The 24664-nt window shown below is 70.8% G+C and carries 26 protein-coding genes; 13 read left to right on the top strand and 13 right to left on the bottom strand.

The window, feature by feature from the left end; all coding sequences use genetic code 11:
* The first annotated feature begins 26 nt into the window (after positions 1-26).
* The 6 genes from K4B79_RS11000 to K4B79_RS11025 all read left to right on the top strand — a co-directional run bounded on the left by K4B79_RS11000 (position 27) and on the right by K4B79_RS11025 (position 6370).
* Positions 27-1553 carry an ABC transporter ATP-binding protein gene (locus K4B79_RS11000; protein ID WP_232026910.1) on the top strand — a complete coding sequence of 509 codons (1527 nt, stop codon included), beginning with the start codon at positions 27-29 and terminating at the stop codon, positions 1551-1553.
* A complete protein-coding gene (locus K4B79_RS11005; protein WP_232026312.1) occupies positions 1550-2677 on the top strand; it encodes an ABC transporter permease in 1128 nt (375 codons plus the stop codon). The genes K4B79_RS11000 and K4B79_RS11005 overlap by 4 nt, the downstream gene beginning before the upstream one ends.
* Entirely contained in the window at positions 2677-3960 is a 1284-nt protein-coding gene (locus K4B79_RS11010) for an ABC transporter permease (protein ID WP_232026313.1), read from the top strand. Before K4B79_RS11005 ends, K4B79_RS11010 begins: the two co-directional genes overlap by 1 nt.
* Positions 3957-4349: a cytidine deaminase gene (locus K4B79_RS11015; protein WP_232026314.1), complete on the top strand. Its 393-nt coding sequence runs from the start codon at positions 3957-3959 to the stop codon at positions 4347-4349. The genes K4B79_RS11010 and K4B79_RS11015 overlap by 4 nt, the downstream gene beginning before the upstream one ends.
* 64 nt (positions 4350-4413) lie before the next feature.
* Positions 4414-5691 (top strand): thymidine phosphorylase, encoded by a 1278-nt coding sequence (locus K4B79_RS11020; protein ID WP_232026911.1) that lies wholly within the window; start codon positions 4414-4416, stop codon positions 5689-5691.
* Between the two features lie 94 nt (positions 5692-5785).
* Positions 5786-6370, top strand: a complete 585-nt coding sequence (locus tag K4B79_RS11025) for a Uma2 family endonuclease (RefSeq protein ID WP_232026315.1) — start codon at positions 5786-5788, stop codon at positions 6368-6370.
* A gap of 3 nt (positions 6371-6373) precedes the next feature.
* Here the strand turns inward: K4B79_RS11025 and K4B79_RS11030 are convergent, their stop codons facing one another.
* Positions 6374-7297 (bottom strand): AEC family transporter, encoded by a 924-nt coding sequence (locus tag K4B79_RS11030; protein WP_232026316.1) that lies wholly within the window; start codon positions 7295-7297, stop codon positions 6374-6376.
* A gap of 151 nt (positions 7298-7448) precedes the next feature.
* Here K4B79_RS11030 and K4B79_RS11035 point away from each other — a divergent pair, with 151 nt between their 5' ends.
* Positions 7449-7835: an STAS domain-containing protein gene (locus K4B79_RS11035; protein ID WP_232026317.1), complete on the top strand. Its 387-nt coding sequence runs from the start codon at positions 7449-7451 to the stop codon at positions 7833-7835.
* Here K4B79_RS11035 and K4B79_RS11040 read toward each other — a convergent pair.
* Both K4B79_RS11040 and K4B79_RS11045 read right to left on the bottom strand, forming a co-directional pair.
* Positions 7719-8735, bottom strand: a complete 1017-nt coding sequence (locus tag K4B79_RS11040) for a sigma-70 family RNA polymerase sigma factor (RefSeq protein WP_232026318.1) — start codon at positions 8733-8735, stop codon at positions 7719-7721. The genes K4B79_RS11035 and K4B79_RS11040 overlap by 117 nt on opposite strands.
* Positions 8736-9123: 388 nt before the next feature.
* Positions 9124-10434, bottom strand: coding sequence for an MFS transporter (locus tag K4B79_RS11045; RefSeq protein ID WP_232026319.1), 1311 nt, complete (start codon positions 10432-10434; stop codon positions 9124-9126).
* A gap of 63 nt (positions 10435-10497) precedes the next feature.
* On the opposite strand from K4B79_RS11045, the gene K4B79_RS11050 reads away from it, so the two are divergent.
* A complete protein-coding gene (locus K4B79_RS11050; protein WP_232026320.1) occupies positions 10498-11448 on the top strand; it encodes a LysR family transcriptional regulator in 951 nt (316 codons plus the stop codon).
* A gap of 86 nt (positions 11449-11534) precedes the next feature.
* On the opposite strand, the gene K4B79_RS11055 is transcribed toward K4B79_RS11050, so the two are convergent.
* The gene (locus tag K4B79_RS11055) at positions 11535-12296 is read right to left on the bottom strand and encodes an alpha/beta fold hydrolase (RefSeq protein ID WP_232026321.1); all 762 of its coding nucleotides are present in this window, start codon (positions 12294-12296) and stop codon (positions 11535-11537) included.
* A 113-nt stretch (positions 12297-12409) separates the two neighbouring features.
* Between K4B79_RS11055 and K4B79_RS11060 the strand changes: the two genes are divergently transcribed.
* Positions 12410-13573, top strand: a complete 1164-nt coding sequence (locus K4B79_RS11060; RefSeq protein ID WP_232026322.1) for an adenosine deaminase — start codon at positions 12410-12412, stop codon at positions 13571-13573.
* A gap of 139 nt (positions 13574-13712) precedes the next feature.
* The gene (locus tag K4B79_RS11065) at positions 13713-14075 is read left to right on the top strand and encodes an ATP-binding protein (protein ID WP_232026323.1); all 363 of its coding nucleotides are present in this window, start codon (positions 13713-13715) and stop codon (positions 14073-14075) included.
* 78 nt (positions 14076-14153) lie between these two features.
* Here K4B79_RS11065 and K4B79_RS11070 read toward each other — a convergent pair whose 3' ends face one another.
* From K4B79_RS11070 to afsQ1, 5 genes are all read right to left on the bottom strand, one after another.
* Positions 14154-14357, bottom strand: a complete 204-nt coding sequence (locus tag K4B79_RS11070) for a PspC domain-containing protein (RefSeq protein WP_067438441.1) — start codon at positions 14355-14357, stop codon at positions 14154-14156.
* 93 nt (positions 14358-14450) lie between these two features.
* Entirely contained in the window at positions 14451-15002 is a 552-nt protein-coding gene (locus K4B79_RS11075) for a VanZ family protein (protein ID WP_232026324.1), read from the bottom strand.
* Between the two features lie 102 nt (positions 15003-15104).
* Positions 15105-15707 carry a hypothetical protein gene (locus K4B79_RS11080; RefSeq protein ID WP_232026325.1) on the bottom strand — a complete coding sequence of 201 codons (603 nt, stop codon included), beginning with the start codon at positions 15705-15707 and terminating at the stop codon, positions 15105-15107.
* On the bottom strand, positions 15704-17320 hold the full coding sequence (locus tag K4B79_RS11085; protein WP_232026326.1) for a sensor histidine kinase: 1617 nt from the start codon (positions 17318-17320) through the stop codon (positions 15704-15706). Before K4B79_RS11085 ends, K4B79_RS11080 begins: the two co-directional genes overlap by 4 nt.
* On the bottom strand, positions 17317-17994 hold the full coding sequence (gene afsQ1, locus K4B79_RS11090) for a two-component system response regulator AfsQ1 (protein WP_020141253.1): 678 nt from the start codon (positions 17992-17994) through the stop codon (positions 17317-17319). Before afsQ1 ends, K4B79_RS11085 begins: the two co-directional genes overlap by 4 nt.
* Before the next feature lie 290 nt (positions 17995-18284).
* On the opposite strand from afsQ1, the gene K4B79_RS11095 reads away from it, so the two are divergent.
* Positions 18285-19046 (top strand): SigE family RNA polymerase sigma factor, encoded by a 762-nt coding sequence (locus K4B79_RS11095; RefSeq protein WP_232026327.1) that lies wholly within the window; start codon positions 18285-18287, stop codon positions 19044-19046.
* Positions 19047-19272: 226 nt separating this feature from the next.
* Here the strand turns inward: K4B79_RS11095 and K4B79_RS11100 are convergent, their stop codons facing one another.
* Complete coding sequence (locus K4B79_RS11100; RefSeq protein ID WP_232026328.1) at positions 19273-19911, bottom strand: uridine kinase family protein; 639 nt, start codon at positions 19909-19911, stop codon at positions 19273-19275.
* Between the two features lie 127 nt (positions 19912-20038).
* Between K4B79_RS11100 and K4B79_RS11105 the strand changes: the two genes are divergently transcribed.
* Positions 20039-20443, top strand: coding sequence for a hypothetical protein (locus tag K4B79_RS11105; RefSeq protein WP_232026329.1), 405 nt, complete (start codon positions 20039-20041; stop codon positions 20441-20443).
* Between the two features lie 77 nt (positions 20444-20520).
* Here K4B79_RS11105 and K4B79_RS11110 read toward each other — a convergent pair whose 3' ends face one another.
* Genes K4B79_RS11110 through deoC form a run of 3 tightly spaced genes read right to left on the bottom strand, consistent with a single transcriptional unit; the run spans position 20521 to position 23849 of the window.
* Complete coding sequence (locus K4B79_RS11110; protein WP_232026330.1) at positions 20521-21420, bottom strand: aldehyde dehydrogenase family protein; 900 nt, start codon at positions 21418-21420, stop codon at positions 20521-20523.
* A complete protein-coding gene (locus K4B79_RS11115; RefSeq protein WP_232026331.1) occupies positions 21421-22878 on the bottom strand; it encodes an aldehyde dehydrogenase family protein in 1458 nt (485 codons plus the stop codon). It abuts the gene before it with no gap.
* 5 nt (positions 22879-22883) lie between these two features.
* Positions 22884-23849 (bottom strand): deoxyribose-phosphate aldolase, encoded by a 966-nt coding sequence (deoC, locus tag K4B79_RS11120; protein WP_374208454.1) that lies wholly within the window; start codon positions 23847-23849, stop codon positions 22884-22886.
* A 151-nt stretch (positions 23850-24000) separates the two neighbouring features.
* On the opposite strand from deoC, the gene K4B79_RS11125 reads away from it, so the two are divergent.
* Positions 24001-24651, top strand: a complete 651-nt coding sequence (locus K4B79_RS11125) for a PH domain-containing protein (protein WP_232026332.1) — start codon at positions 24001-24003, stop codon at positions 24649-24651.
* The last annotated feature ends 13 nt before the right edge of the window (positions 24652-24664 follow it).

Here is a 24664-nt window from a genome sequence, read left to right on the forward strand (position 1 = left end):
CGTCCAGCCCTCCCGCAGCCGTCGAACTGCGCGGCATCACCAAGCGATTCCCCGGCGTCGTCGCCAACCGGGACATCGACATCACCGTCCGCACCGGCACCGTGCACGCCCTGTGCGGTGAGAACGGCGCCGGCAAATCCACCCTGATGAAGATCCTCTACGGCATGCAGCAGCCGGACGAGGGCACCATCACGGTGGCCGGCGAACGGGTCACCTTCGGCAACCCCGCCGACGCCATCGCCCGCGGCATCGGCATGGTGCACCAGCACTTCATGCTCGCCGACAACCTCACCGTCCTGGAGAACGTCGTCCTCGGCGCGGAGAAGCTCCACGGCATCGGCTCCAAGGCGCGCAAGAAGATCAGGGAGATCTCCGACGCGTACGGACTGAACGTCCGCCCCGACGTCCTCCTGGAGGAACTCGGCGTCGCCGACCGCCAGCGCGTGGAGATCCTCAAGGTCCTCTACCGCGGCGCCCGGACCCTCATCCTCGACGAGCCCACCGCCGTCCTCGTGCCGCAGGAGGTCGACGCCCTCTTCGACAACCTGCGCGAGCTCAAGGCCGAGGGCCTCACCGTCATCTTCATCTCGCACAAGCTGGGCGAGGTGCTGTCCGTCGCCGACGAGATCACCGTCATCCGGCGCGGCACCACCGTCGGCACGGTGGATCCGAGGACCACCACCTCCAAGCAGCTCGCCGAGCTGATGGTCGGCAGCGAACTGCCCACCCCGGAGACCCAGGAGTCCACCGTCACCGACGTGGCGATGCTCACGGTGGACGGACTGCGCCTGAGCCAGACCGACCTCGACGGCGTCGAGCGCATCATCCTCGACAGGATCGGCTTCACCATCCACAAGGGCGAGGTCCTCGGCATCGCCGGTGTGGAGGGCAACGGCCAGTCCGAGCTGGTCGAGGCGATCATGGGCATCCGCACCCCCGACGCCGGCACCATCTCGCTCGACGGCACCGACATCTCCCACGCCCCCACCCGGCAGCGCCGCGAGGCAGGCGTCGGCTACATCCCCGAGGACCGCCACCGCCACGGCCTGCTCCTGGAAGCCCCGCTGTGGGAGAACCGCATCCTCGGCCATGTCACCGAGAAGCCCAACTCGCGCGGCGGCCTCCTCGACCTCAAGGGCGCTCGCACCGACACCGAGCGCATCGTCGCGGACTACGACGTCCGCACCCCCGGCATCGAGGTGACCGCCGCCTCGCTGTCCGGCGGCAACCAGCAGAAGCTGATCGTCGGCCGCGAGATGAGCCACGCGCCCAAGCTCCTGATCGCCGCCCACCCCACCCGCGGTGTGGACGTCGGCGCCCAGGCCGCCATCTGGGACCACATCCGCCAGGCCCGCCGCGAGGGCCTGGCCGTCCTGCTGATCTCGGCCGACCTGGACGAGCTCATCGGGCTCTCCGACACCCTGCGGGTGATGTACCGCGGCCGCCTGGTCGCCGACGCCGACCCCGCCACGATCACCCCCGAGGAGCTGGGCTCCGCCATGACGGGTGCGGCCTCCGGCCACCTGGAGCACACAGAGGACGACGACCGATGAACAAGCTCACCGCACGGATCGACAAGGAGCGGCTGCTCCTCGGCCTCGCGGCCCCGCTGCTCGCGCTCGTCGCCGCGATCGTCGTCACCACCCTGGTGATCCTCGCCACCGGCAAGAACCCGGGCGCCGCCTTCAGCGACATGCTGACCTACGGCACCGCCAGCGACAGCCAGGTCTACATCCTCAACAAGGCGACGACGTACTACCTGGCGGGTGTCGCGGTGGCCATCGGCTTCCGCATGAACCTGTTCAACATCGGCGTCGACGGCCAGTACCGGCTCGCCGCGTTCATCGCCGCCGTCCTCGGCGGCGCGCTGACCGTGCCCGGCTGGATCGCCATCCCGCTGATCATCCTGTGCGCCATGGCGACCGGAGCCCTGTGGGCGGCCATCGCGGGCATCCTCAAGGTGACCCGCGGGGTCAGCGAGGTCATCTCGACGATCATGCTCAACTCGATCGCCACCGCGGTCATCGCCTATCTGCTCCAGCCCGGAAAGCTCGCCGAGCTCCAGAGCGGCGGCACGGTCGTCTCCACCACACCGCTGCCGAAGGACTCGTACTTCTTCTCCATCGACACCGGCCCGGCCGGCGAGCTGTGGGGCTTCATCGTCATCGCCGCGCTCGTCGGCGTCGCCTACTGGTTCGTCCTCGGCCGCACCCGGTTCGGCTTCGACCTGCGCACGGTGGGCCAGTCCGAGAGCGCCGCCGCCGCGAGCGGTGTCAGCGTGAAGAAGATGGTCGCCACCAGCATGATCATCTCGGGTGCGGTGGCCGGTCTGATCGGCATGCCGACCCTCCTCAACGACAGCCACCAGTTCAGCAACGACTTCCCGGCGGGCATCGGCTTCACCGGCATCGCCATCGCGCTGCTCGGCCGCAACCACCCGGTCGGCATCGCCCTCGGCGCCCTGCTGTGGGGCTTCCTGGAGCGCACCACCAACCACCTGGAATTCGAGGGCTACGACAAGGAGATCCTCGGCGTCATCCAGGGCGTCATCGTCCTGTGTGTCGTCATCGCCTACGAGGTCGTACGCCGTTACGGCCTCAAGCGCCAGCAGCAGCGGGTCGGCGCCGAACTCGCCGCCCAGGCCGCCGCCCCGACCGAGAAGCAGGAGGTGGCGTGATGACTGCCACGATGACCGACACGCCGCCGCCCGCGGCCCCCAAGGCGGACACCGAACCCAGGGGCGGCCGCTCGCTCGGCCAGATCCTCATGATCGTCGCCGGCGCGCTGCTGCTGGTCTCCGCGGTCCGCGTCCTCACCGGGTCCGAACAGCTCACCTCCGACGGACAGATCAGCGCCGCCCTGGCCCTGGCCGTGCCCATCGGCCTCGCCGGTCTCGCCGGTCTGTGGTCGGAGCGGGCCGGCGTGGTCAACATCGGCCTCGAAGGCATGATGATCCTCGGCACCTTCGGCGCCGGCTGGCTCGGCTGGCAGACCAGCCCCTGGCTGGGCCTGCTGTGCGGTGTCGCCTTCGGTGTCCTCGGTGGCCTGGTGCACGCCGTCGCGACCATCACCTTCGGCGTCGACCACATCGTCTCCGGTGTCGCGGTCAACCTGCTCGCCCTCGGCGCCACCCAGTACCTCGCCAAGCTCGTCTTCTCGGAGGGCGAGGCGGCGGAGGCCGGCGGCAACCCCAAGCAGTCCCCGCCCGCCGACTCGCTGCCCAACATCGACGTGCCCGGTCTCTCGGACGCCCTCCAGTCGGTCGAGAAGCACCACTGGTTCCTGATCTCCGACCTCGCCGGCATCATCGGCGGACTGGTCACCAACCTGTCCGTGATCACGCTGCTCGCCGCGGCGCTGTTCGTGGGCAGCTGGTGGCTGCTGTGGCGCACGCCCTTCGGTCTGCGGCTGCGCTCCTGCGGCGAGAACCCGGTCGCCGCCGAGTCCCTCGGCGTCAACGTCTACAAGTACAAGTACGCGGCCGTGGCCGTCTCCGGCGGCCTCGCCGGACTCGGCGGCGCCTTCCTCGCCCTGGTCACCTCGCACATCTACCAGGAGGCCCAGACCGGCGGACGCGGCTACATCGGCCTCGCGGCCATGATCTTCGGCAACTGGCGCCCGGGCGGCCTGGCGATGGGTGCCGGCCTGTTCGGCTTCTCCGACGCTCTCCAGCTGCGCAACGGCGGCGAGACCGTGCACGCCCTGCTGCTCCTGCTGGTCGTGCTGCTCGCGGTCCTCGCCGGCTGGAAGCTGTACAAGAAGGCGCTGTGGCAGGGCGTGGCCAGCGCGGTCGCCGCCGTCCTCGTCCTGGTCTGGTACCTGCTCACCGACAGCGTGCCCAGCGACTTCGTGGGCGCCACCCCGTACGTGGTCACCCTGCTGGTGCTGTCGCTGTCCGCGCAGCGCCTCAGGATGCCCAAGGCGGACGGCATGCGGTACCGGAAGGGACAGGGCAAGTGACCGACGTCGACTGGGGACGGCTGCGCGAGGTGGCCCGGGACGCCATGTCCCGGGCGTACGCCCCGTACTCCGGCTACCCGGTCGGCGTGGCCGCCCTTGTCGACGACGGCCGGATCGTCTCCGGCTGCAACGTCGAGAACGCCTCCTACGGCCTCGGCCTGTGCGCCGAATGCGGCCTGGTCTCGGAACTCCACAACACCGGGGGCGGCCGGCTGACGCACTTCACCTGCGTCGACGGCCACGGCGAGATCCTCGTCCCGTGCGGCCGCTGCCGGCAGCTGCTGTACGAGTTCGGCGGCGCGGAACTCCTCCTGGAGACCCCCGCCGGGATCCTCCCCCTGTCGGAGATGCTGCCCCAGGCCTTCGGCCCGGACCATCTCACCAAGTAACTCCCGTGCGGCCCCTCTGATCCGCTCAGAGGGGCCGCACACGTTCGGAAGGAACGCCATGGCCATGGACGCCGTCTCCGTCATCCGCACCAAGCGGGACCGCGGTGAGCTCAGCGACGAGCAGATCGACTGGGTCATCGACGCGTACACCCGCGGGGAGGTCGCCGACGAGCAGATGTCCGCGCTCGCCATGGCGATCCTGATCAACGGCATGAACCGCCGGGAGATCGCCCGCTGGACGGCCGCGATGATCGCCTCCGGCGAGCGCATGGACTTCGCGTCCCTGTCCCGCCCGACGGCCGACAAGCACTCCACCGGCGGCGTGGGGGACAAGATCACCCTCCCGCTGGCGCCCCTGGTGGCGGCCTGCGGGGCGGCGGTCCCGCAGCTCTCCGGCCGCGGCCTCGGCCACACGGGCGGCACGCTCGACAAGCTGGAGTCGATCCCCGGCTGGCGCGCGCTGCTCTCCAACGAGGAGATGCTGTCCGTGCTCGACGGCACGGGCGCGGTGATCTGCGCGGCGGGCGACGGCCTGGCCCCGGCCGACAAGAAGCTGTACGCCCTGCGGGACGTGACCGGCACGGTGGAGGCGATCCCGCTCATCGCCTCCTCGATCATGTCGAAGAAGATCGCCGAGGGCACGGGCTCGCTGGTCCTGGACGTGAAGGTCGGCACCGGCGCCTTCATGAAGACCATCGAGGACGCGCGGGAGCTGGCGTCCACCATGGTGGGCCTGGGCACGGACCACGGCGTGAAGACGGTCGCGCTGCTGACGGACATGTCCACCCCGCTCGGCCTCACGGCCGGCAACGCCCTCGAAGTCCGCGAGTCCGTCGAGGTCCTGGCCGGCGGCGGCCCCTCGGACGTCGTGGAGCTGACCCTCGCCCTGGCCAGCGAGATGCTCGACGCGGCGGGCATCCGCGACGCCGACCCCGCCAAGGCCCTGGCCGACGGCTCCGCGATGGACGTCTGGCGCCGCATGATCGTGGCCCAGGGCGGCGACCCGGACGCGACCCTCCCGGTCGCCCGCGAGCAGCACGTCGTCAAGGCGGGCGCCTCGGGCGTCCTCACCCGCCTCGACGCCTACGACATCGGCGTCGCCGCCTGGCGCCTCGGCGCGGGCCGCGCCCGCAAGGAGGACCCGGTGCAGGCGGGGGCGGGCGTGGAGATGCACGCCAAGCCCGGCGACGAGGTCACCGAGGGGCAGCCCCTCCTCACCCTCCACACGGACACGCCGGAACGCTTCGAGTACGCGCTCCAGTCGATCGAGGGCTCCTACGACATCGCGGCGGCCGGCACGGACTTCAAGGCGTCGCCGGTGGTGCTGGAACGTATCGCCTGACCTGCGGTTTCCTCATTCGGGTGAACGGGATCGGTGGACCACCACCGGTCCCGTTCGGCATGCTGGGATCGGTGACGCACCGAAGGAGACCGCCATGAGCGCACTCACCGTGAGCCAGGACCCCGACCAGAACTGGGACGACCTCGTCCGGTACTGGGAGGAGATGGAATGGCCCGAGGGCAGCAAGGTGGAGATCATCGAGGGGATCATCACCGTGTCACCTGCTCCCGCGTCCCGCCACAATGTGATCGCAGAACGCATTCAGCGTCGCCTCTACTCCGTGATCCCCCAGGACTGGGGCGTCTTCCAGACGTTGGCGATCGCCGTGCCGTCACGTCTGGGCATGCTCATCCCCGACCTGCTCGTGGCTCCCGTGCAGGAATGCGCGGAGGCGGACTCCCATATTCCGGCTGCCCTGGCAGAACTCGTCGTCGAGGTGACCTCGAAGTCCAACGCGCACCACGACCGTGTCAGCAAGCCCGCCGCCTACGCCACCGCCGGGATTCCCCTCTATCTGCTGATCGACCGCTGGGCCCCCGGAGGGCCGACGGCCACGCTCTTCGGAGAACCGAAGGGCGATGTCTACCGTGTGCTGAGGGCGGTCAAGTTCGGTGACCCCATCAAGCTGCCGGCGCCGTTCGACGTGACGATCGACACCGGCGAGTTCCCCGTCGACTGACCGTCAACCCAACAGCGCCGCCACCACCACCAGCACCGGCACCGACAACACCGTCGACACCAGGATCGAGTCCCGGGCCAACCGCTCGCCCACCCCGTAGGTCGACGCATACGTGTACAGGTTCTGCGCGGCCGGGAGGGCCGACGTCACCACCACGTCGAGCAGGGGGGCGCCCCGCAGGCCGAAGACGCCCGCCGCCAGGGCCCAGGCCACCGCGGGCTGGCCCACCGACTTCAGTACGACCGAGAGCAGCACCAGCTGACGGTCGGGGCCCTTGCCGGGCATCGTGCTGCCGCACAGGGAGATGCCGAAGGCGAGCAGGACGGCCGGGACGGACATGCCGCCGATGAGGGAGAGCGGGTCCATGATCGGGGCCGGTATTTTCACGCCCGCCGCCGACACCGCCACCCCGGCCAGCGAGCCCAGCGCGATCGGATTGCGCAGGGGCGTCAGCAGCCGCGTCCACAGCGGGCCCTTCGCGCCCTCGCCCGAGGTCAGGTCGAGAACGGTCAGCGCTATCGGGGTCACCCCGATCAGCTGGAACAGCAGCACCGGCGCCACCAGCGAGGCGTCGCCCAGGACGTACACGGCGATCGGGATGCCGAGGTTGCCCGAGTTGACGTAACTGGAGCACAGCGCGCCGATCGTCGTACGGCCCACACCCCAGCGCCGTAGGACACCCGCCGCGACGAAGACCCCCGCCACCGTGGCCGTGCTCAGCGCGGTCACCAGCAGCCGGTCGGAGAAGATCAGCGACAGGTCGGTCCGGGCGAGCGTGGTGAACAGCAGGGCCGGGGACGCCACATGGAAGGCGAGCTTGGTCAGGACCTCCCGGCCCTGGTCGCCGAGGTAGCCGCGTAGGCCGATGACATAGCCCACGCCGATCACGACCGCGATCACCGCGAACCCGGTCAGCACTCCCTGCACGGAGCCTCCTCAGACGTGAGGAAGGCGTGCGGTGTCCAGGGCGGCGCCGATATGTGGGGCATACAGGCAACCCTCCGGGGAAGGAGGGCCGCGGGTCAATGTGATCCCGGTCGGCGGGCGACCCGGGCGGCAGCCGAGGACGCCGGCCGCGATGAGTTACGCCCGCCCGCCCGGTCTACCGATCGTGGACGCCATGACACCCGCAGTACTCATGCTGACCGGCCCCGTCACCAGGGACGAGGTGGCCGGGCTCTGCGACGACGTGCGAGCGCTGCTGGAGAGCACCGGCGCCGAGCGTGTGGTGTGCGACGTCGCCGGACTGGGCCCGCCCGGTCTCACCGCCGTCGACCTGCTGGCCCGCCTCGACCTCACCGCCCGCAGGCGCGGCGCCCGCATCCGGCTGCGCGATCCCGATCCCGCCCTACGCGCCTTCCTCGACCTGGTCGGCCTGACCTTCGAGGTGGAGGGGCAGCCCGAACAGCGGGAACCAGCGCTGGGTGTCGAGGAAGAAATGGAACCCGGTGAGCCGGCCGTCTGAGATCTCCAGCACCTGCACCGCCCACGGTGTGAAGCCGCCCTTCTCCGGGTCCGGCTTGTACTGGGCGAACCCGGGCAGGCCGTTGACCTGGACCGGCAGCAGACGCGAACCGGCGCAGGCGGAACCGAGCGTCGTCATGAAGCCGGTGATGTCGTCGTGGCCGGTCAGCCACAGGTCGAACGGCGGCATCGTCATGATGGCGTCCTCGTGCAGCAGGGCCGTCAGCGCCGTCATGTCGTAGCCCTCGAAGGCCGCCACATAGCGGTCCAGGAGCTTTCGCTGGTCCTCGTCCAGCGGATTGGACACGACCGCGTCCGCGCCGTGCTGCTCTCGCTCGGCGAGGGTCGCGCGGGCTCGCTGGAGGGCGCTGTTGACCGAGGCGACCGAGGTGTCGAGCAGCTCGGCGACCTCGCTCGCCTTCCAGGCCAGCACCTCGCGCAGGATCAGCACCGCGCGCTGTTTGGCCGGGAGTTGCTGCAGGGCCGCCATGAAGGCCAGCCGGACCGATTCCTTGGCGACGGCCGCCTCTGCCGGGTCGTCCGTCGTGGGGAGCACGCGTGCGTCGGGCATGGGTTCCAGCCAGGTGTTGTCCGGGCGGGGGGAGAGGGCGGCCTGGGCGAGCGGCGTGGACTCGGAGAGGTCCATGGGGCGAGCGCGCTTGTTGCCGGCGGTGAGCATGTCCAGGCAGACGTTCGTCGCGATGCGGTAGAGCCAGGAGCGGAGGCTGGAGCGTCCCTCGAACTTCTCGTAGCTGCGCCAGGCGCGGACCATCGTGTCCTGGACCGCGTCCTCCGCCTCGAAGGAGGAGCCGAGCATCCGGTAGCAGTAGCCGGTCAGTTCCGTCCGGTGCCGTTCCAGTGTGACGTCGAGGTCCGTCGGCGTCGCCGTGCTGTTCGTCATCGTCCACCCACCCCTGTGGCCGTTCCTGTCGGAGCGCGTCTGTGCGCCCAGTACTTCGGAAGCTATCGCAGCCCACTGACAATGGCCTGGCGAGTGGGGAAAGGGGCAGGTCGGAGGGGGTCGGGGGCCGAACACGTTCCTCGCCCCCGCCGCCCCTACCCGTCCCATCCCCCAGGGGCTCCGCCCCTTCGACCCCGACCTGCGGGTGGGTGGGGGCTGGTCGCGCCCGCGCGGCGGTAGCCGCATATTCAGCACAGCCCCGCGCCCCTGGGTCTTTCAGCCCGTCCGGCGTTTGAGGACGAGGCCCCTTCAGGGCCGACAAGGGGGTCTGGGGGCGCAGCCCCCAGGGATGGGACGGGTAGGGGCGGCGGGGGCGAGGAAAAAGCCCTCAGCGCACCGGCACAGGCCCCCGCCGCGCCGCGGCCCGGGCCGCGCGCGTGCCGAGGACCGTGATGGCCACGACGCCGATCACGGCGAGGAGACCGACGCCGACCGTCCCGCTCCAGCCACCCGCGTGGAAGGCCACCGCCCCGACCGTACTGCCGGCGCTGGAGCCGACGTAGTAGGCGGACTGGTAGAGCGCGGAGGCCTGCGCACGCCCCGCCGTCGCCGTCTTGCTGACCGCAGAGGAAGCGACCGCGTGCCCCGCGAAGAAGCCCCCGGTGATCAGGACCAGACCCAGCAGGACGAGCGGCAGGGAGTCGGCCAGGGACACCAGCAGACCCGCGGCCGTCGTACCGCCCGCCGCGTACAGCGCACCCCGGCGCCCGAGCCGCCCGACCAGCCGCCCGGCCGTGGACGCGGAGACCGTGCCCACCAGGTAGACCAGGAAGATCGAGCCGATGACGCCCTGCGGCAGCCCGAAGGGGGCCTCGGTCAGGCGGTAGCCGATCACCGTGTAGACGCCGCCGAACACCGTCATGAACAGCGCGCCGATCGCGTACAGCCGGCGCATCAGCGGGTCGGCGAGGTGGTCGCGGACCGTACGGGCCAGCACCCGCGGTCGCAGCGACCCGGCCACGAAGTGCTCAGGCGCGGGCAGCAGCAGCCGGAAGGCCACCGCGCAGCCGACCGCGATCACGCCGATCACCCCGACCGCGACCCGCCAGCCCCACTCCTGCGCGACCCAGCCGGTGATGACCCGGCCGCTCATCCCGCCGACGCTGTTGCCCGCCACGAACAGACCGATCGCGGTCACCAGCGCCTTGGGCGTGACCTCCTCCGCGAGATACGCCGTCGCCGAGGCCGGCAGCCCGGCCAGCGCGGCGCCCTGGACCGCGCGCAGTGCCACCAGCGCGGTCAGCGAGGGCGCGAAGGGCACCAGCAGGGCCACGATCACCGCGACCGCCAGCGAGGCCGTCATCACCGTACGACGGCCGAAGCGCTCCGACAGGGCGCTCATCGGCAGCACGAACAGGGCCAGCCCACCGGTCGCGGCCGCCACCGTCCAGCTCGCCTCGCTCGCCGCCACCCCGAAGTCGCCGGAGACCAGCGGCAGCAGGGCCTGCGTGGAGTACAGCAGCGCGAAGGTCGCGACCCCGGCGAGGAAGAGGGCGAAGCTCATCCGGCGGTAGCCGGGCCCGCCCGGTGCCATACGGGAGTCGACGGCGGAGGAGACGGGGGAGGAGGCAGAGACGGAGGACGGAACCGACGGTGCGGCGCCCACGGTGGTGGACGCCCCGGTACTGGCGGGAGACATGCTTCGAAGCTACGGACGCCCCGGCTCATCCGTCCAATGCACGGAATCGCCATAATCGTTCCCATGGAGCATCAGCAGAGGTCACAGCCCCGCCTGTCACCGTCCAGTGACACAGAAGACATGGTCATGTTGCTGGCACCCCGGCTCGCCCACTTCGCCGGCGTCGCCCGCACCGAGCACGTCACCCGCGCCGCCCAGGAGATGCAGGTCCCGCAGTCCACCCTGTCCCGGGCCATGGTCCGCCTGGAACAGGACCTGGGCGTCGACCTGTTCGCCCGCATCGGCCGGACGGTCTCCCTCACGCCCGCCGGACGCACCTTCCTCACCTCCGTCGACCGCGCCCTCGCCGAGATCGCCCGCGCCGCCGACGCGGTCCGCGCCGACGCCGACCCGGCCACCGGCAAGGTCGCCTTCGGCTTTCTGCACACCATGGGCTCCGAGACGGTCCCCGGCCTCATCCGTGCCTTCCGCGCCGACCATCCGCGCGTCCGCTTCAGCCTCGTCCAGAACTACGGCGAGGCCATGATCGAACGCCTTCGCTCCGGCGAACTCGACCTCTGCCTCACCTCCCCGGTCCCGGACGCCCCCGACCTCGTAGGCCGCCGCCTCGACGAACAGAAACTCCGCCTCGTCGTCCCCGCCGACCACCGCCTCGCAGCCCGCAAACGAGTCCGCCTCGCAGAAGCCGCCGACGAAACCTTCGTCACCCTGGAACCCGGCTACGGCCTTCGCCGTATCACCGACGATCTGTGCGAGGAGGCAGGCTTCCGGCCGAGGATCGCTTTCGAGGGGGAGGAGGCGGAGACGTTGAGGGGCTTGGTCGCGGCGGGCCTCGGGGTCGCGCTGCTGCCACCTCCGGCCGTACCCCGCCCGGGTGTTGCAGAACTGACGGTCACTGCCCCCAGAGCGGTCCGAGAAATCGGAGTGGCCTGGCTCGACGGCCACCCCGACACGCCCCCGGTGGCGGCCTTCAAGAGGTTCCTACTGTCAAGAAGGGGAAGTCTGCTCACCTAAGGGGCGCGGGGCTGTGTCGATTTGCGGCTCCGCCGCGTGGGCGCGACCAACCACAACGAACCCGCAGACCTCCACGTACCGCAAGTTCAACGGCGAAGGGACCGCCCGAACCCAGAAGCCAACGGCATCCGAAGTCCCAAAGGTGGCGGAGCCGCCATCGCATCCCGCACCGGCCGGGAAAACGCCCGCCCGAACAACGCCCCCATCACGAAGTCCTCCGCCAACGCGTGCACTTCATCCCGGTGCTGATGCAACCCGTGCCCGTCCGAATGCACTTCGAACCGGCACACCTCCCGATTCGCCTTCTTCGCCCGGGAGGCCAGCCGGAACGACAACTCCGGATCCGTCCGCTCGTCGTTCGTGCCGTGCGCGATCAACACCTGCCGCCCGACGAGCTGTTTCACCGGTTCGGGTGGCGCGGCCACATCCTCCTCGGGCAGCCAGGGGGCCAGCGCGACCACGGAGTTGACGGCCTCGTGTCCGGCCGACCGCAGTGCCGCGCGGGCGCCCATGTCGACGCCGACGAGGCAGACGGAGACGTCGCCGTAGCGTCGTACGACCTCCTCGGCCGCCCAGGCCGCGTCATGGGCGAGATGGGCCTCGCTGCCGTTCCAGCCGCGATAGCGGTAGTGGACGACATGGGTGGCCAACCCCTCGGCGCGGCCCGCGCGTTCGAGACGGCGGCCCAAGGTCCGTACGGACGCGGCCGCCCACAGGGGGGAGGGTCTGCGGGTGGAGACCTCGTCGCCCGCGGGGAGCAGCAGCACCACCCCGCTCACCGCCGTCGGTTCCGGACCGAGCGCCCGCCCCAGACGGGCCGTGCGAACCGGCGTCGCTTGCTGTGCCATGACAGAACAGTGTCAGAAGGGTGGGTGTACGCCACTAGTCCGTGCGGTCACCGTTACGTATCGGCGTTTTCGTACACCGCGCGATCTACGCGCGTAGGAGTTAGAGTGCGGAGATGACGAGCCAGACTGAGCGGATGGGGAAGACCCCGAGCCCGGACCAGATCCGCCGGGCACCCAAGGTTCTGCTGCACGACCACCTCGACGGCGGGCTGCGTCCCGGCACGATCGTCGACCTCGCCCGGGAGACCGGGTACGCGCATCTCCCCGAGACCGACCCCGACAAGCTCGGCGTCTGGTTCCGCGAGGCCGCCGACTCCGGCTCCCTGGAGCGGTACTTGGAGACCTTCTCGCACACCGTCGGCGTGATGCAGACCCGCGAGGCCCTCGTCCGGGTCGCCGCCGAGTGCGCCGAGGACCTCGCCGAGGACGGAGTCGTCTACGCGGAGGTGCGCTACGCCCCCGAACAGCACCTGGAAGGCGGGCTCACCCTCGAAGAGGTCGTCGAGGCCGTCAACGAGGGCTTCCGGGAAGGGGAGCGACGGGCCCGCGAGAGCGGCGGGCGGATCCGGGTGGGCGCCCTGCTCACCGCCATGCGGCACGCGGCCCGCGCCCTGGAGATCGCCGAACTCGCCAACCGCTACCGCGACCTGGGGGTCGTCGGCTTCGACATCGCGGGCGCCGAGGCCGGTTACCCGCCCACCCGGCACCTGGACGCCTTCGAGTACCTCAAGCGCGAGAACAACCACTTCACCATCCACGCCGGCGAGGCCTTCGGGCTGCCGTCGATCTGGCAGGCCCTCCAGTGGTGCGGCGCCGACCGGCTCGGCCACGGCGTGCGCATCATCGACGACATCCAGGTCCACGAGGACGGCTCGGTCGAGCTCGGGCGGCTCGCCTCCTACGTCCGCGACAAGCGCGTCCCGCTGGAGCTGTGCCCCAGCTCCAACCTCCAGACGGGCGCCGCCGCCTCGTACGCCGAGCACCCCATCGGACTGCTGCGGCGGCTGCACTTCCGGGCCACCGTGAACACCGACAACCGCCTGATGTCGGGCACCAGCATGAGCCGGGAATTCGAGCACCTTGTCGAGGCGTTCGGTTACACGCTCGACGACATGCAGTGGTTCTCCGTCAATGCGATGAAATCAGCGTTCATTCCTTTCGATGAACGACTCGCCATGATCAATGACGTCATCAAGCCCGGATACGCGGAGCTGAAGTCCGAATGGCTGTTCCAGCAGACCGCCTCCACCAGCGGATCTGTGGGTGCGGAAGGCTGATCCTCCAGAATCACGAGTACGGAATGCGGGCGGGCTTTCACAATCCGTCCGCATTTCGATGTTTGCGGCGGGTGCCTGCGCATGTTTACGGTCGTGGACCGCTCACATCCCCGCAACTCCATTTCGAGGACGCAATTTCATGAAGCAGTCTGCTGCCAAGACCCTCGGTGTCGCCGCCCTCGGTGCCGCCTTCGCCGCCGCCGGTGCGGGCGCCGCGAACGCTGCCCCGGCCGTGCCCGACCCCACGCAGGCCCTGGACGGCGTGACCCGGACCCTCCCGACGGAGAACCTCACCAAGACCCTCCCGGGCGCCGGTGAGGCGCTCTCCCAGGCGCAGCCGGCGCTCGGCACGGGCCTGGCCGCCGCGCAGCCGGCCGTCGAGAAGGTGCTCGCCGAGGGTCCCACCGCCCCGGTCGCCGGTCTCCTCGGCGGTCTGCCGGTCGGAGGGGCCCTTCCCGGCGGCGGCGCCGGCACCGGCGTGAACGGCCTGCCGCTCGGCTGAGGTCCGGCACTCCTCGCACGCGCCGGTGGGGCGCACCCCTGGACACGGGGTGCGCCCCACGGGCGTACGTACCGGCCGTCACCAGGCCGTGCGCGCGGCCTTCCCCTCGGACGGGAACAGGATCCACAGCGCGATGTAGAGCAGGAACTGCGGCCCCGGCAGCAGGCAGGAGACCAGGAAGATGACACGCATCGTCGTCGCGGAGGTGCCGAAGCGCCGTGCCAGCGCGGCACACACTCCGCCGATCATGCGGCCGTTGGTGGGGCGGGCGAGGCGGGACATTGCGGCTCCTTCGTGAGCGTCTGTTCGAGCCGGGCCGAGTACCCGTCTCAACTGACCTCAACGTTACGGAGACGAAGGGGGCAAAGCGTCGCTCTACGGGGCGATGCCGACCCTGGGAATCGTCGGGGTCCGACCCTGAGTCACGTCCTCCGGACGGAGGGAGTGATGCCAGGCGCGCTCGTTCCTGCGGCGGAGCCAGGCCCGCGCCGCCGGGACGAACAGCGTGTGCGCCAGCGCCACGCCCACCGTGTTCAGCAGCAGGGAGTCGACGTCGACGCGCTGTCCCGGCACTCCGGTCTGCAGGAGTTCGATGCCCAGGGAGATCAGGGCGCCGGCGGCGGTCGTACGGACGAACGAGGCGAGCGGGGAGACCGTGAGCCGGCCGTGGGCCAGTGGGAACAGCACGCCCAGTGGGGCGAGCAGACCCAGGCCGCCGCCGATGCGGCGGGCGGCCTCCTGCCAGCCCAGCGTCAGATCGAAGCGGATGCTCGCGAACGGATGCACGTTGGGCGGCATCACCCAGGGGACGTCCAGCGGACGCAGCGTGTACCAGGCGGCGAACACGAGATGTGCGACAAGGAGGACACCCCCTGCCACACGGACGCTGATCACGGCGCTGCCGCCGATGGAGCCTTCACGCTGCACGCCCCCCTAGACGCGGCCTCCGGCACGATCGGTTCCGGGACACCCACCGCGCCCGTGTGAGGCATGCGCCACAGTCGTCCGCCGAGGGGCTGCGAACGGGTCTCAGCCGCCCGTCACGGCGCTCGACGGCGGCGCCGCGGTACCCGGGCGGGCCCGGACCTCGTCGGTGCACTCGTAGCGGCTCAGCGCCCCCCGCATCGGGCCTCCCAGGACGACCGAGCCGTCGCCCTCCGCCGCCGTGGAGTCGGAGAACGTGCAGACGAGCTGGGCCAGGGCGTAGGAGGTGAGGTCGTCCGGCGGGACGCTCAGCCGCAGCGCGTCCTGCGGGTCGCCGGGGAGCGGGCCGCTCACCGTCATGCCGCCGCGCACGTCCGTGGAGTACCCGGCCTCCTTCTCCGCGGACGACGGGGTCGCCGCCAGCTCGTCCAGCAGCCCCTGCGCCACCAGGACGCGCCGCGCGGAGTCCGCCGTGCCCTCCGGCACCCGCACGGACCGGTCCACGGCCACCAGCGACGAACCGCACAGCAGGAACACCTGCACCGGCAGCCCGAGCGAGGCCCGGGTGGAGACGTCCGGCTCGGACAGCGCGCAGCGCACCCGGGACGGCGCGGGACCGAAGTCGGTCGGCACCTCGGTGGCCCGGATGCCGCACCCGGCCAGCAGCAGGGCCAGCACCGGGACCGCCAGCGCGCGGCGTACGTTCATCGGGCGTCCCCGTTCTCGGCGGTCCGGGCGTTCCTGGCGTTCTGCGCGTCCTTCTCGTCCTCGGCGAGCTCCGCCGCGAGCTCCGACGCGTCCTGGGGCAGCCGCAGCGTGAACACCGCGCCGCCCTCGGCGGAGTTGGCGGCGGTGATCTCGCCGCCGTGGATGTGGGCGTTCTCCAGGGCGATGGAGAGGCCGAGCCCGCTGCCCTCGGAACGCGGACGGGAGGCGCTCGCCTTGTAGAAGCGGTCGAAGACGTGCGGCAGGACGTCCTCGGGGATGCCCGGACCGTGGTCGCGCACCTGGATGACGATCTCGGCGCCCCTGCCGTCCTCGGCCGCCGCCTCCCGCACCGCGACCCGCACCGGCGAGCCGCCGTGCTTGAGCGCGTTGCCGATGAGGTTCGCCAGGATCACGTCCAGGCGGCGCGGGTCCAGGCGGGCGTGGATGCCGCGCTCGGCGTCCAGCTCCACCGCGTCCAGCCAGGCCCGCGCGTCGATGCACGCGGTGATCTGGTCGGCGAGGTCGACGTCGTCCAGGACCAGCCGCGCGGTGCCCGCGTCGAAGCGGGTGACCTCCATGAGGTTCTCCACCAGGTCGTTCAGGCGGCGGGTCTCGCTGACCACGAGCCGGACGGCCGGCTCGATCATCGGGTCCATGGACCCGGACTCCGCCTCCAGCTCTTCTTCCAGGATCTCCGTCACGGCGGTGATCGCGGTGAGAGGCGTGCGCAGTTCATGGCTCATGTCCGCCACGAACCGCCGGGACGCGTCGTCCCGCGCCGCCATGTCGTCGACCCGCTTCTCCAGCGCCTCGGCCGCGTAGTTGAACGTCCTCGACAGATCCGCGAGTTCATCGGTCCCCGACACCCTCAGCCGGGTGTCGAGTCGCCCCTCGCCGAGCCGCCGGGCGGCGACCCCGAGGCGCTGCACCGGCTTCAGCACGGTCGTCGCGGCGGCCTGCGCGAGCAGCGCGGAGCCGATCAGCGCCAGTCCCGTGGCGATACCGAGCGACCAGGCGAGGGAGTTGAGGTCCTTCGCCTCCGGCTCCAGCGACTTCAGCATGTAGCCGGTCGGCCCGCCGTCGATCACCTTCGTGCCCGCCACCAGATACGGCGTGCCCTGGAGGGACACCCGCTGCCAGTACAGGTGGTAGGCGTACTTGTTGGTGGAGTTGACCGGCTGCCGCTTGTTCACCGCCTTGCGCAGCGACTCCGGCACGTCCTGGAGCGAGAAGCCGTTCAGGGCGCCGGAGTTGCCGTAGACCGTCCTGCCGTCGGCGTCCCGCGCGACCAGCAGCACGCTGAAGCGCTGGCTGCTGTTCGCCATCTGGCCGGCGGTGTGCTGGAGCTCGTCCTGCGAGGGGGTGCCGGGCAGCGCGCCCGCCCGGTTCTGCATCTCCTGCTCGAAGTCGCGCAGCACCGCGTCCTGGGTGCGGGTGAGCACCGCCTCGCGGTTGAGCCAGTACGCGATCCCGGACGCGGACACCGCGGCCGTCAGCGCCACCAGCCCGAAGACCACCACCAGGCGAAGCCGCAGACTGGTGAACCGCAGCCGCGACCACACTCCCTTGCGCGCCGCGAACCAGCCGCGGAACCCCCCGTGCGCTTCGGTCACTGAGGAGTGTCCAGCCGGTAGCCGACACCACGGACCGTGCGGATCAGCGTCGGGGACGAGGGCACGTCCTCGACCTTGGCGCGCAGCCGCTGCACACAGGCGTCCACCAGCCGGGAGTCGCCCAGGTAGTCGTGCTCCCACACCAGCCGCAGCAACTGCTGCCGGGACAACGCCTGGCCCGGCCGGCGGCTCAGCTCGAGGAGCAGCCTGAGCTCGGTCGGCGTCAGCTGGAGATCCTCGCCGTTCTTCGTCACGGTCATGGCCGCCCGGTCGATGACCAGGCTGCCGAAGCTCGCCGCGTCGGTCGACTCGCGCTCCCCGCGCCGCAGCACGGCCCGGATCCGGGCGTCGAGCACCCGTCCCTGGATCGGCTTGACCACATAGTCGTCCGCGCCGGACTCCAGGCCCACGACCACGTCGATGTCGTCGCTGCGCGCGGTCAGCAGAATGATCGGCAACTGGTCCGTGCGCCGGATGCGCCGGCACACCTCGAACCCGTCGATACCGGGCAGCATCACATCCAGGACGATCAGGTCCGGCCGCTGCTCACGCAGCAGTTTCAGACCGTCCTCGCCGGTGGCAGCGGTGGCCACCCGATGTCCCTGGCGCGTCAGTGAGAGCTCCAGGGCCGTACGGATGGCGTCGTCGTCCTCGATCAGCAACAGGGAAGGCACGGGGCTCATTCTGGCCCATGGGGGTGCCGGGCTGCGACACCTGTCGGTTCACGGTCCGATACCTGTATTTCTACGGGCCGGTAGCGCTCATGTCTGTGTGGACGATGTGCGGGGGCTGGGAGCGGCATCCGAGGGGGTCCCCTGTGACAGGTCTGTGACAGTCGGCGGACACGGCCATGAAGGTGCGTTGGCAAGCTTTTCGGCACAGGCAAGGGAGCACCGCGGAACACTCGCGGAGCACCACCGCCTGAGCAGACCGAACACCGGAAGTCCACGACGGGGGGCGCGAGATGAACACGCTGCACAGCACCAGCACTAGCGCAGTGATCACGCGTCTGCACGACGTCGGCCGGGGTTCTGAGAAGTCCGGTGCCGTGAGCGGGCGGGGGTGCGCTCGCGGCACCGGGCGTCAGCACTCGACGTACATGTCGGTGGTTGACACGCACACGGGGGAAACGGCCGCTGCAGCCGCTGTGGGCACGGTCGGGGGAGCAGCGTACGGGGAGGCCACGGGGGAGCGTCGTTCCCTGTCGGAGGCGGAGTTCACCGCCTACGTCCAGGAGCGCCGCGCCTCCCTGTACGCCACCGCCTACCACCTCACCGGTGACCGCTTCGAGGCCGAGGACCTGCTCCAGAGCGCGCTGTTCTCGACGTACCGGGCGTGGGACCGGATCAGTGACAAGGCGGCCGTCGGGGGATACCTGCGGCGGACGATGACCAACCTGCACATCAGCGCGTGGCGCCGCCGCAAGCTGAACGAATACCCGACCGAGGAACTGCCGGAGACGCCCGGCGACACGGACGCGATGCGCGGCACCGAACTGCGCGCGGTCCTGTGGCAGGCGCTGGCCCGGCTGCCCGAACTCCAGCGCACGATGCTGGTCCTCCGTTACTACGAGGGCCGCACCGACCCGGAGATCGCGGAGATCCTCGACATCAGTGTCGGCACGGTGAAGTCCAGCATCTGGCGGTCGCTCCGCCGGCTGCGCGAGGACGAGGTCCTCAGCTTCGGCCGTGACGAGGAGAACGCCTTCGGGGAGCTCGTCGCCTGAAGGTTGGGGGGGGAAGCAAGTAACGGGGGAGCAGTAAAAGAGAAAAAAGGGGGGGCCGCCCGAGGGTTTGGGGGGATCAACGGGGGCCTCGGGGGGACCAACGGGGGAAGCACCACGGGGGGACACGGGGGAAGCACGGGGGAGCACGAAGAAGCGGGGCTGGAGGGCCGGGGGGTCCGTCCAGTCCCGCTTTCGTGTGCCGGGCGTCTTGTCGGGTCTACGACGATCAGGTCGTCGTCCGTGCCGCCGCCGGGCGGCGCCCCACGGCGGCCGCGGCGAGCCGGCCGAGCGCCTCGTCCCGGTCGCAGGCGTGGGCGCCGAGCGAGGTCTGGCGGGCGATGATCGAACGCTCCTGCCGCATCAGCCGCCAGCCGCGCCGGAGCAGGAACGGGACCGACTTGCGGCCCTCTCGCAGATCACGCAGGAAGCGGCGGCGGAAGGTGCGCACCGCGCCCCGGTTCAGACACAGCGCGTCGGCCAGCAGTCCCAGCTCCCGGCAGCGCTCGACGATCTCGGCCGCGAAGACGCCCTCCGCGATGAACAGCGGGGTCCGCCCGATGTCCACGCTCTCCTCGCCGGTACGGGCGCTGAGCGCGATGTCGTACGCGGGGACCTTCGTACGGCCCGTGCGGCACAGCTCCGCAATCGCCGCGACGGCGACGTCCGTGTCCCAGGAGTCCGGGTGGTCCCAGTCGATGTCCGTGCTCCCCGCCACCAGCGGCAGCGTCGGGTCGTCGCCCTCCTTGTAGAAGTCGTCGAGGCGCAGCACGGGAAGACCCGAGCGGGCGGCGACGAGGGACTTGCCCGAGCCCGAGGGGCCGCAGAGCAGCACGACACGGGCGGAGGTGGGGAGATGGATGCTCACGGGACACCAGTTTGACGTATTCCGTACGTCCTGCCGACCCCGCGGGTCGTCTTTGGAGCGCGCGTCACACCTCAACTACCCTTCGTGTCGACACGATTACCCTGCGCACCAGAAGGTGGCACCAGCAATGGCACGACACACGTCCTCCCCGAACCCCACCGCCCAGCGCGCCCTGGCAGCCCTCGCCACCGCGGGGGTGGCCCTGGGCGCGGGCGCGGCGACGGCCGCCGCGGACACCGAGCCGGTGGTGGACGTGATGCGCACCCGCCCCACGTCGCTCGGCAACGTCAACCCGCAGGCCGGCCTCCAGGCCCTCACCGGCACCGTCGGCTACGTCACCGGCCCGGTCGCCGGTCTCAAGCCCAACCCGCTCGCGGGCACGGGCGTGGACCCCCTCGACAACGGCGTCGGCACCCAGCTCGCCGACTTCCAGCCGCTGACCTCGCAGGCCCTGACGGGGCCGGTCGCGCAGGCCCAGTCGATCGGGAGCATGCCGGTGGTCGGGCAGGTGTCGGGGTTGCTCAGCCGCTGAGGGCTGCACAGTGGCGAAGAGCCGCGGCTCCCCCGGACGGTGGGGAGGCGCGGCTCTCCGGTCTCAGCGGTTCGTCGTCAGTACGACGAACCCGACGCGCCCAGCGAGCCCGTGGGGTGCCAGACCGTCTTCGTCTCCAGGAACGCCGTCATGCGGTCGATGCCCGGGGTCGCCGACCAGTCGACCTTGTCCACAGGCTGTGGACGAAGGACGCGCTTGAGGTTGTCGGCCGCCGCGATCTCCAGTTCCTTGGCGAGGAGCTCGTCGGCGCCCGCCAGGTCGATCGCGTTGACGTCCTGGTGGGAGGCCAGCGGGGTCGCGATCTCCGCCGTGCGGCCCGAGAGGATGTTGACCACGCCGCCGGGGACGTCCGAGGTGGCCAGGACCTCGCCCAGGGACAGGGCGGGCAGCGGGGCGTGCTCGGAGGCCACCACGACCGCCGTGCTGCCCGTGGCGATCACCGGGGCGAGGACCGAGACCAGGCCCAGGAAGGACGACTTCTGGGGGGCCAGGACGGCGACCACGCCCGTCGGCTCGGGGGAGGACAGGTTGAAGTACGGGCCCGCGACCGGGTTCGCGCCACCGATCACCTGGGCGATCTTGTCGGTCCAGCCCGCGTACCAGACCCAGCGGTCGATCGTCGCGTCCACCTGGTCCGCGGCCTTCGACTTCGACAGGCCCTCGGCGTCGGCCACCTCGCGCGTGAACTGCGCCTTGCGGCCCTCCAGCATCTCCGCCACGCGGTAGAGGATCTGGCCGCGGTTGTACGCCGTCGCGCCGGACCAGGCGCCGAACGCCTTGCGGGCCGCGACGACCGCGTCACGGGCGTCCTTGCGGGAGGAGAGCGGGGCGTTCGCCAGCCAGTTGTTCTTCGAGTCGGTCACCTCGTACACCCGGCCGCTCTCGGAACGCGGGAACCTGCCGCCCACGTACAGCTTGTAGGTCTTCAGGACGGTAAGTCGCTCAACTGCATTCATTTAACGCTCGCCCTCCGGGCTCGACGGGGCGAGGTACGCCTCCAGGCCGTGGCGGCCGCCCTCGCGGCCGAAGCCCGACTCCTTGTACCCGCCGAACGGCGAGGTCGGGTCGAACTTGTTGAACGTGTTGGACCAGACGACACCCGCGCGCAGCCTGTTCGCGACGGCGAGGATCCGGGAGCCCTTCTCGGACCAGATGCCGGCGGACAGGCCGTACTGCGTGTTGTTCGCCTTGGCGACCGCCTCGTCGGGCGTACGGAAGGTCAGCACCGACAGCACCGGGCCGAAGATCTCGTCGCGGGCGATGGTGTGGGCCTGGGTGACGTTCGTGAAGAGCGTCGGGGCGAACCAGTAGCCGGACGAGGGGAGTTCGCACTCCGGGGACCAGGGCTCGGCACCCTCGGCCGTGCCCTGCTCGACGAGCGAGGTGATCCGCGAGAGCTGTTCGGCGGAGTTGATCGCGCCGATGTCCGTGTTCTTGTCCAGCGGGTCACCGAGGCGGAGCGTGGAGAGCCTGCGCTTGAGGGAGTCCAGCAGCTCGTCCTGGATCGACTCCTGGACCAGCAGGCGGCTGCCCGCGCAGCACACCTGGCCCTGGTTGAAGAAGATCCCGTTGACGATCCCCTCCACCGCCTGGTCGATCGGGGCGTCGTCGAAGACGATGTTGGCGCCCTTGCCGCCCAGTTCGAGGGTGAGCTTCTTGCGGGTGCCCGCGACGGTCCTCGCGATCTCCTTGCCCACGGCCGTGGAACCGGTGAAGGCGACCTTGTTCACGTCCGGGTGCGCGACCAGCGCGGCGCCCGTGTCGCCGTATCCCGGGAGGATGTTGACGACACCCTTGGGCAGGCCCGCCTGGCGGCAGATGTCCGCGAAGAACAGGGCGGACAGGGGGGTCGTCTCGGCGGGCTTGAGCACCACCGTGTTGCCGGTGGCGAGTGCCGGGGCGATCTTCCACGCCAGCATCAGGAGCGGGAAGTTCCAGGGGATGACCTGGCCGGCCACGCCGAGGGGCTTGGGCGAGGTGCCGAAGCCCGCGTGGTCCAGCTTGTCGGCCCAGCCCGCGTAGTAGAAGAAGTGCGCGGCGACCAGGGGGAGGTCGGCGTCGCGCGTCTCCTTGATGGGCTTGCCGTTGTCGAGCGTTTCCAGAACGGCCAGTTCGCGGCTGCGCTCCTGGATGATCCGGGCGATGCGGAACAGGTACTTCGCGCGCTCGGAGCCGGGCAGTGCCGACCACTTCTCGAAGGCCTTGCGGGCCGCCTTCACCGCGCGGTCGACGTCCGCCTCGCCCGCCTGGGCGATCTCGGAGAGGACCTCCTCGGTGGAGGGGGAGACCGTCTTGAAGACCTTGCCGTCGGCCGCCTCGGTGAACTCGCCGTCGATGAACAGGCCGTAGGAGGGGGCGATGTCGACGATCGAGCGGGACTCGGGGGCCGGTGCGTATTCGAATACCGATGCCATGGTGATCAGTCCACCGTCACGTAGTCGGGGCCGGAGTAGCGGCCGGTGGCCAGCTTCTGACGCTGCATCAGCAGGTCGTTCAGGAGCGAGGAGGCGCCGAAGCGGAACCAGTGGTTGTCCAGCCAGTCCTCGCCGACGGTCTCGTTGACCAGCACGAGGAACTTGATCGCGTCCTTGGTGGTGCGGATGCCTCCGGCGGGCTTCACGCCGACCTGGACTCCGGTCTGCGCGCGGAAGTCGCGTACGGCCTCCAGCATGAGGAGCGTGTTCGCCGGGGTGGCGTTGACGGCGACCTTGCCGGTCGAGGTCTTGATGAAGTCCGCCCCGGCCAGCATGCCGAGCCAGCTCGCGCGGCGGATGTTGTCGTACGTCGAGAGCTCGCCCGTCTCGAAGATGACCTTCAGGCGGGCGCTCGTCCCGCAGGCCTCCTTCACGGCGGTGATCTCGTCGTAGACCTTCATGTAGTCGCCCGCGAGGAACGCCCCGCGGTCGATGACCATGTCGATCTCGTCGGCGCCGGCCGCGACGGCCTCGCGGACGTCGGCCAGCTTCACGCCGATCGCGGCGCGGCCCGCCGGGAAGGCGGTGGCCACCGAGGCGACCTTCACGGAGGAGCCGGCGACGGCCGCCTTGGCGGTCGCCACCATGTCCGGATAGACGCAGACGGCCGCGGTCGACGGGGTCGTCCGGTCCGTCGGGTCGGGGCGGACCGCCTTGGCGCCGAGCGCCCGGACCTTGCCCGGGGTGTCCGCGCCTTCCAGCGTGGTCAGGTCGACCATCGCGATGGCGAGGTCGATCGCGTACGCCTTCGCGGTCGTCTTGATGGAACGGGTGCCGAGCGAGGCGGCGCGCGCCTCCAGGCCGACCGCGTCGACGCCGGGCAGCCCGTGGAGGAAGCGGCGCAGCGTGCCGTCGGACGCGGTGACGTCGGCGAGAGCTCGTGCGGCGGGTGCAGTGGTGGGCATGGTCACCAGACGAGCATATCTACGCGCGTAGCGGCTGTACACCCCGGGGAGGTGGTTCCTGGTGGGCCTTGAGCGGTGGCCTGGGTGAGTCTCAAGCGGCGGCCCGGGTGAGGAGGCGATCGTTCCTTCGTCGTGGGGCTGAGGCAGAATCGGGGGCATGACGACCCCGGACCCCCAGTACAAGGAGCACGTGCACCGCTCGGCCGCGGCCATCGTGGGCGGCGTCCTGCTCCTCGGCATCGCCCTGTGGCTCGGCGTCGACGCGGTCGTCGCCGGGAAGGGCAGCACGCCGTGGCGGGCCCTCGCCGCTCTGCTGCTCGTGGTTCCGCTGGTCACCGCCTTCACCCTGCGGCCCGCCGTCTTCGTCGGCCAGGACCGGCTGCGGGTGCGCAACCCCTTCCGGATCGTCCTGCTGCCCTGGGGGCAGATCGAGACCCTGCGCTCCGGCTACTCCAACGAAGCGCTGACCAAGTCCGGTGCGAAGTTCCAGCTGTGGGCCATTCCGGTGTCGCTGCGGGCTCGGAACAAGGCGGCTCGGCGGGAGGCGCGGAGGGTTGCGCAGGGGGGTGGGCCGGTGGGGGGCTCCGGTGGTTCCGGCGCCTTCGGTGGTTCCGGGCGTGGAGCCGTTTCGGACGGGCCTGTGCGGGCCGAGAGTGATCAGGTCATGGACCAGCTGCGGGAGCTGCACGAGGCCCGGGGGGCGGCGGAGTCGGCGCAGGGCGAGGTCGTGGTGCGGTGGGCCTACGAGATCCTGGGGCCGGCGGTGGCGGGGGGCGTGTTGTTGGTGATTCTGCTGGTGGTGGGGTGAGCCCGGTCGCTTC

The sequence above is a fragment of the Streptomyces lincolnensis genome, from assembly GCF_021173675.1.
GTDB lineage: Bacteria > Actinomycetota > Actinomycetes > Streptomycetales > Streptomycetaceae > Streptomyces > Streptomyces lincolnensis_B.

Coding starts and splice junctions, on each gene's coding strand:
- K4B79_RS11005 (WP_232026312.1), top strand. CDS start 1,550: ATGAACAAGCTCACCGCACGGATCGACAAGGAGCGGCTGCTCCTCGGC.
- K4B79_RS11010 (WP_232026313.1), top strand. CDS start 2,677: ATGACTGCCACGATGACCGACACGCCGCCGCCCGCGGCCCCCAAGGCG.
- K4B79_RS11020 (WP_232026911.1), top strand. CDS start 4,414: ATGGACGCCGTCTCCGTCATCCGCACCAAGCGGGACCGCGGTGAGCTC.
- K4B79_RS11025 (WP_232026315.1), top strand. CDS start 5,786: ATGAGCGCACTCACCGTGAGCCAGGACCCCGACCAGAACTGGGACGAC.
- K4B79_RS11035 (WP_232026317.1), top strand. CDS start 7,449: ATGAGTTACGCCCGCCCGCCCGGTCTACCGATCGTGGACGCCATGACA.
- K4B79_RS11040 (WP_232026318.1), bottom strand. CDS start 8,735: ATGACGAACAGCACGGCGACGCCGACGGACCTCGACGTCACACTGGAA.
- K4B79_RS11045 (WP_232026319.1), bottom strand. CDS start 10,434: ATGTCTCCCGCCAGTACCGGGGCGTCCACCACCGTGGGCGCCGCACCG.
- K4B79_RS11050 (WP_232026320.1), top strand. CDS start 10,498: ATGGAGCATCAGCAGAGGTCACAGCCCCGCCTGTCACCGTCCAGTGAC.
- K4B79_RS11055 (WP_232026321.1), bottom strand. CDS start 12,296: ATGGCACAGCAAGCGACGCCGGTTCGCACGGCCCGTCTGGGGCGGGCG.
- K4B79_RS11060 (WP_232026322.1), top strand. CDS start 12,410: ATGACGAGCCAGACTGAGCGGATGGGGAAGACCCCGAGCCCGGACCAG.
- K4B79_RS11065 (WP_232026323.1), top strand. CDS start 13,713: ATGAAGCAGTCTGCTGCCAAGACCCTCGGTGTCGCCGCCCTCGGTGCC.
- K4B79_RS11070 (WP_067438441.1), bottom strand. CDS start 14,357: ATGTCCCGCCTCGCCCGCCCCACCAACGGCCGCATGATCGGCGGAGTG.
- K4B79_RS11080 (WP_232026325.1), bottom strand. CDS start 15,707: ATGAACGTACGCCGCGCGCTGGCGGTCCCGGTGCTGGCCCTGCTGCTG.
- K4B79_RS11095 (WP_232026327.1), top strand. CDS start 18,285: ATGAACACGCTGCACAGCACCAGCACTAGCGCAGTGATCACGCGTCTG.
- K4B79_RS11105 (WP_232026329.1), top strand. CDS start 20,039: ATGGCACGACACACGTCCTCCCCGAACCCCACCGCCCAGCGCGCCCTG.
- K4B79_RS11110 (WP_232026330.1), bottom strand. CDS start 21,420: ATGAATGCAGTTGAGCGACTTACCGTCCTGAAGACCTACAAGCTGTAC.
- K4B79_RS11115 (WP_232026331.1), bottom strand. CDS start 22,878: ATGGCATCGGTATTCGAATACGCACCGGCCCCCGAGTCCCGCTCGATC.
- K4B79_RS11125 (WP_232026332.1), top strand. CDS start 24,001: ATGACGACCCCGGACCCCCAGTACAAGGAGCACGTGCACCGCTCGGCC.